5 protein-coding genes are annotated in these 6,860 nt (G+C 35.9%); all 5 read right to left on the bottom strand.

Annotated elements, in window-relative coordinates:
- Positions 1-381 precede the first annotated feature (381 nt).
- The 5 genes from VB796_RS22720 to VB796_RS22740 all read right to left on the bottom strand — a co-directional run bounded on the left by VB796_RS22720 (position 382) and on the right by VB796_RS22740 (position 6,467).
- Positions 382-1,320, bottom strand: a complete 939-nt coding sequence (locus tag VB796_RS22720) for a glycoside hydrolase family 43 protein (protein ID WP_323348890.1) — start codon at positions 1,318-1,320, stop codon at positions 382-384.
- A gap of 86 nt (positions 1,321-1,406) precedes the next feature.
- Positions 1,407-3,368 (bottom strand): glycoside hydrolase family 88 protein, encoded by a 1,962-nt coding sequence (locus tag VB796_RS22725; protein ID WP_323348891.1) that lies wholly within the window; start codon positions 3,366-3,368, stop codon positions 1,407-1,409.
- 241 nt (positions 3,369-3,609) lie between these two features.
- Positions 3,610-4,935, bottom strand: coding sequence for an ABC transporter permease (locus VB796_RS22730; protein ID WP_323348892.1), 1,326 nt, complete (start codon positions 4,933-4,935; stop codon positions 3,610-3,612).
- Positions 4,936-5,013: 78 nt separating this feature from the next.
- A complete protein-coding gene (locus tag VB796_RS22735; RefSeq protein ID WP_323348893.1) occupies positions 5,014-5,937 on the bottom strand; it encodes an ABC transporter ATP-binding protein in 924 nt (307 codons plus the stop codon).
- A 131-nt stretch (positions 5,938-6,068) separates the two neighbouring features.
- On the bottom strand, positions 6,069-6,467 hold the full coding sequence (locus VB796_RS22740; protein ID WP_323348894.1) for a hypothetical protein: 399 nt from the start codon (positions 6,465-6,467) through the stop codon (positions 6,069-6,071).
- Positions 6,468-6,860 lie beyond the last annotated feature (393 nt).

Below are 6,860 nucleotides of genomic sequence, written 5' to 3' on the forward strand. Positions count from 1 at the left end.
AATATTATAATTTCGGTGGATTTTAATCTGCTGTAATTTCAACAAATTAAATCGCCAACGGATTGAAATCCGTTGCTACCAAATTGTCCGTTCCTACGGAACTTGTCGGTATACTGATTTTATAATTGCCAACGGATTAAAATCCGTTGTTACCAAATTGTCCGTTCCTATGGAACTTGTTGAACTTAGTTTTTTACAAGAGCCGTCGGCTCGGAGCGTATTGTAATGGTGGATTTTAATCCACCGAAATTATAACGGATTAAAATCCGTTGTTACCAAATTGTCCGTTCCTACGGAACTTGTTGAACTTAGCTTTTTACAAGAGCCGTCGGCTCGGGGCATATTGTAACGGTAGATTTTAATCTACCGTATTTTTGTTGTTCACCTGCCCAAACCCTCAAAAACCGCCTCCGAAACCTTCAAAACCGTTCCGTGACGTAAACCCTTCGGAAAACTAACTTTATCTGAAATTTCTTCCCATGTTTTTAGGTCTTTTGAACGAATTGCTCCGTATTTATGGTCACGGTATTTGTCGAAATATACATAAACATATTCGCCAATTCTAATGGAGGTTGGTCCTTCTGCCCAATAATTACCCGTAATAGATGCTGAAACATTGGTAGAAAATGAACTTGCTTTTTTAGATTTCACTACTCTAATATTCTTTTGTGGAGGGTTTGGATTTTCGTTTTTGATAAACATAAAATACGATTTTCCATCTTTCAGAATGGTGGCATCAATGGCACTAAATTCTGGATTGAAGAACATTTCTGTTTTGCTGAATGTCTTAAAATCTTTGGTTTTTGTATAGTAAATTCTGTGATTTAAGCCTTTTTCTTTTTCAGATTCTGCCACATCGCCATGTCTTCCAGGGATGGTGGTCGCCCAAAAAATAAGGTATTCTTTTTTCTTATCATCATAAAAAACTTCGGGAGCCCACGAGTTTTTGGCGGTTGGTTCGTGTTCCATTACAGGAATTGCTTTTTGCTCCGACCAGCTTATTAAATCTTTTGAAGAGGCATAACCAATAATTTTATCATACCAGCCCGATGTCCAAACAATATGAAATGTACCATCATTCGCTTGAATAAGGCATGGGTCACGCATGAGTTTATCTTTCCCGATTTCGGGTTTCAAATATGACTTCCCATCTTTCACCATTTCCCAAGTGAGTCCGTCTTTACTATACGCAAAATGTAGCCCGTCTTGTCCGTTATTGGTAAAATAGGAGAATAGATAAACATCTTTTTGTTGTCCAAAACTGTTTTTGACAACGAATAAAATAAAGAAAAATAATGCTTTGTGAAATGTATTTTTCATGGATAGATTTAGTATTGATATGAATAAATAATAGGATGCCAATTCAGCATCGACATCCTATTAAAATATTTTACTTTAAAATAGTTTTACTTTTTTGCTTCAAGCAACCATTTTGCTAAATCTTTGGCAGCATTAAAGTTTTCAAAACTCATCGGAATTTTGTGGGCATTTACGTATTCATTGTATAACCAAGGGTCGCCAATGGCAAAAACTCGTCCTTTTCCAACATTGGCAACTGCCATGATAGCATCTCCTTTATCAGTTAAAACTGATTGTGCAGGAGCTTTCAAGGCAAGTGTTGCCAATTCTTTTACATAAACAGATTTGGTATTTTTAAAAATCAAATTATTAGCAGGAATATCCAAACGACCTTGTTCAAATTGTACGCCTTGCACCATATTTCTATTTTTAGTCGTAAACTCAATACCAAATGCTTTGGCTAATTGGTTGAATTTTGGAATTTCACAGTTTGAGGTGTCGTTTGCCATCATTACCAATGTTCCACCTGCTTTTACCCAATTACTGATTTCTTGTACGTCTTTCGCACTCATATAATTTGGCGATGCCGTTTCTTTCTTAGAATCTGGGTCAACGATGATATAAATGTTGGCTAATTTAAGATTTTGAACCGTTGGAGCAGAAGTCAAGGTAGAAGTTTTTGCACCAAAATCATTAAAAATACTTCCAAACCAAGCAAAACCCGAATCAAAACGGTCTTCCCAAGTATAGTGGAATTTCAAGCCGTTATCTTTTCTATATTCGTTATTGAAATAATTATCAAGCATTACAGTTTTTCCTTTTCCAACCGTTAAAGAACTTAATAATTCTGCTTCGATACACGCTTCCATAAAAGGCCCTGCCGCTTTCAAATCATCTGTTCTTGTCGGTTCTTTTACATAATAATCATACGTTCCATCACGATAGGGAGTTCCACCCAAACCTGCACCACCAACGGCTTTTGTCAAGTGTGTATTTCCTTGTGCATCGGTTTCAATGAAAGTTTTGATTAAACCATCATATCCTTTTTTGATAGCAGGAAGGTAAGAGTCACTGATATAACCCATACGTGCCGCTTTTGCCAATGCGTAAACAAACATCGACGAACCAGAAGATTCGAGGTAGTTTCCTGCCTGACCACCCTTGTCGGTTACTTGCCACCAAACACCCGAAGCAGGGTCTTGATATTTTAAAACTCCTGCTGAAGTACGCTCTAAAACAGCAATTAATTCTGCACGGCGTGGATGGTCTTTCGGTAAATAATCTAATACATCTACTAAACCCATGATATACCAACCCATCGCACGGCTCCAAAATTCTGGAGATTTTCCGTTCTGTGGATTTGACCATTTTTGCTGACGACTTTCGTCCCAACCATGATATAGCAAACCTGTTTTTTCATCACGAGCATAACGTTCCATCCAAACAAACTGATTCACGATGTCATCAAAGTTTTCATTTTTACCTGTCATTAATGAATATTCAGCGTAAAAAGGCTCAGCCATATAAAGTCCATCCAACCACATTTGTGATGGATACTTTAATTTATGCCAAAATCCACCTACTTTGTTTCGTGGCTGAACGCCCAATTGCTTGTATAATAAATCGGCAGCAAGTTTATATTTATTGTCGTGAAAAGTTTGATAAAGTGTCAATAACTGACGACCCGTAGGAATATTATCTAAATTATAATCCTCCATTTTGAAAGTACGGATATTACCATCAGGCATGATAAATTTATCAACAATTCTACGCATATACTGAAGATAACGAGCATCTCCAGAAGTACGCCAAAGACGTTCCATTCCTTCTAAAACTACTCCCATTTCATAATTCCAATTGGCAGGACGAGCTTTTTGTGCTTGTTCGACTGTCATACCCGTAGGAATTTGTTTGTCTTGTTCTAAATGGCTGGCATATTTCATCACTACCATCGAATCTTGATAGGTTTTCATGATAGTTTCTGCCAACTTTTCTGCATAATTGCGTTGAGCAAAAATTGAAGGGCTTGCCAAAAGCAGAAGGAATAATATAGACTTTTTAGGGTTCATATATGAATATTAGTTAAAGAAATAAAAGGATAAACTCAATTTGTTGAGATGATTTAAAAAGACAGAGAAGGTTTTTATTTACTCATTGGTAATGCTCTAACGAAAAGAGTCGGAAGGAAATTTTTCCCACCGACTCTTTTGAAATTATAATAGGCAAATAAAACACATCGTGTTTGCCCTAATGTTGGATTGTCTAAATCGCTAAAAATAACGAAATTGTTTACCACGCAAAAAAATAAGTCTATCCTTTATAAAAAACCCATTTAGAGATTTCTTTCCAAGATGGCTTTTTACCGTACATCAAAATACCCACACGATACACTTTTCCAGCAACCCAAGTTGTTCCTAAAAAACCAAGAATGAGTAAGGTTAAAGAAAGGGCAATTTGCCAATTTGGAACTCCAAATGGTAAGCGAACCATCATATCAATCGGTGAGGTAAGCGGAAACATGGATGCCCAAAATGCCAACTGACTGTCGGGGTCTTGAATAATTACTTGTCCCAATACGAAGGACAAAATAATAGGAATCGTGACGGGAAACATAAATTGTTGAGCTTCAGATGCGTTTTCTACTGCCGAACCAATAGCAGCAAACAGTGAGCTATAAATCATGTAGCCACCAATATAAAACATTAAGAAACAGAAAATCAATTTGGCTAATGAGATATTTTCTACCGTTTGGGAAATACCCGAAAGTGGATTTTTTTCTTTAAAATCTTTCTTGAATTTTGTAATTTCTTCCTGAGATTTTCCCGTTTTCTGCATAGATTGTACTTTCTCATCAATCTTGCCTGACATCAATTTTGTAGTTGCCGTAGAAGCCGTAAAAGTCAGGATACCCCAAAGAAGAAACTGCGTAATACCCACCAAACCAACACCAATAATTTTGCCCATCATCAACTGAAATGGTCGTACCGACGAAATCATTACTTCAATAATACGGTTACTTTTCTCTTCAATAACACCATTCATTACCTGAGAACCATATAAAAGTGCCGAAATGTAAAGAATCATTCCAAAAACTCCTGCCAAAATCATTGCTCCGATAGAATTGCTACTTTGTTCTTTTCCATCTTCCTGCAAAGTATAAGTTTCAGCATTGATACTGACTTTATTATCTTCCAAAACCTTTAAGTCGATATTGGCTTTTTCAAGTTTAATATTGCGTAATTCACTCTGAATTGCCCCTTGAATATCCATTTGAGTACCCATTCCGATACTCTTTTTACCAACTATTTTTACGCCATTGGGGTCTGTAATAATGTTTTGCGGAATGTCCACCAGAATATCAGCGTCGCTTTTCAAAAGTTCCTTTTTAGCCTGAATAAAAGGTTTATTGATAAATTGATAGACAATGTCTTTATCAGATTTTATTCTATTTTTGAACAAACCGCTTTCGTCAACAATTTCAACGGTTTTGGTATCATTAGAATTCAAAATAAAATATAAGGGAATCGCATAAACGCCCGCTATTAAAAACGGAACAACGATTGATGCAATCCAGAAAGATTTCTTACGTACTCGTGTGAGATATTCTCTTTGTATAATTAGTAATATTTTGTTCATGGTTGAAATGTATAACGGAACTCCAGTTCCGTAAAGTCGAGGTTTTAAATATCAAATCTGGAGATTCGATATACATTTTTATAACAACTCATTGGCTTCACCGCCAACAACTTTAATGAATATTTCGTTGAAAGAAGGAATATTTTCATTAAAGGCTTTTAATTCTACTTGCTGAATCAAACCACCAATCAATTGATTTACAGGCAATTCGTTAACGTTGCGAATATGAGCTTTTGTAATCCCATCTTCCAAAGCATACGAATTTATCAGTTCAACAATTCCATTTTCATTGGTCAAATTGCCCGTAAACTCAATCATGTAAGAATTATCTTTGAAACGGTTTTTTACTTCTTTTTTTGCACCGTGAAGCACCACTTGAGATTTATTGATAAGAGCAATATGGTCGCAAAGTTCCTCCACTGATTCCATGCGGTGCGTTGAAAAAATAATGGTTGTACCACGCTGTTTGAGTTCCAAAATTTCGTCTTTCAATAAATTGGCATTGATGGGGTCAAAACCAGAAAAAGGTTCATCCAAAATAATCAATTTAGGTTCATGCACGATGGTAGCGATAAATTGCGTTTTTTGTTGCATCCCTTTTGAAAGGTCTTCTACATTTTTATCCCACCAATCTTTGATGTCAAATTTGATAAACCATCTTTTCAGTTTTTCGAGAGCCTCTGCTTTATTCATGCCTTTGAGTTGGGCAAGATATAAAAGTTGTTCGCCAACTTTCATTTTTTTATAAAGTCCACGTTCTTCGGGCAAATAGCCGATGTCTTCAATATGTTTTGGTTGTAGTTTTTCACCATTCAGAATAATTTGTCCTTCGTCGGGAGCTGTAATTTGATTGATGATACGAATGAGAGAGGTTTTGCCAGCCCCGTTAGGACCTAATAGCCCAAAAATTGAACCTTTGGGAACTTCAATACTAACATCATTGAGTGCAGTATGCCCAGCGTATTTTTTTACAACGTGCTGAACTTCTAAAATATTAGACATAATTTAAAAGGTTTTGGTTTATGCAACATCAAACCGTGAGCGAGTTGCATTTCGCTACAAAACAAAGAGAGTTTGTCAAAAATGATATTTATTTTTGACAAACTCTCTATTTGATTGATAATCGGTAAGTTTTATGCTTTCGCAGTTTCAGTCGCTGGAGCTTTTGCTACTGATTCAGCCGCTTTTTTGGCAGGTGCTACTTTGGCTACTGTAGCTTTTGGTGCTACTTCATCAGCATCGCTTGTTACAATAGCAATCTTTGCATCTAATGCTGCTTTCTCAGCTGCTTTTGCTTTTGCTTTTGCTACTTTTTCAGCCTTTTCAGATGCTTTTTTCAACGCTTTTTTAGCATCTTTTTCCTGCTCATTTGCCTCTTCTTTTTGTAATTTTGCAAATTTCTTTACAATATCTTTAGATGCTTCATCAACTGCTTTCACCAATTTCTTAGCACTTTTAGCATTTAATCCATGCAATTTCCCTAAAATCACAGATGAGATTTCGTTACTAAGGCTTTTGTTATCTGATTTCATGTTTAATATTAATTTAATGTTAAAAAACTATTATGTTTCTGTCAACGAATGTAGGAAGAAGCATTTACTCAAAAAAATTTTTCGTGTTAAGTTTTCAATAACACTGAGGAAAATCAGGGAAAGAGGAGATGAGTTTCGGGTTTATGAGTTTATGAGTCATCAGTCTATTAATTATGGGTATATGCGTGATAAGTTTATGCTTGATGGGTAACTCCACAAACACATAACTCATAAACTCTAAACTCTTTACTCATAAACTCATAAACCCCTAACTCTGTCCCGTCCTGAAATAAGTTGACCAAATTTTGAACTTAAAACGTATCAAAAGATGGACAAAACCAAGAACACTGGGCAAAAATTTATTCGCTATTTCAGCGAAGAATTCAAACGGCA

This window comes from Arcicella sp. LKC2W (assembly GCF_034931005.1).
Taxonomy (GTDB): domain Bacteria; phylum Bacteroidota; class Bacteroidia; order Cytophagales; family Spirosomataceae; genus Arcicella.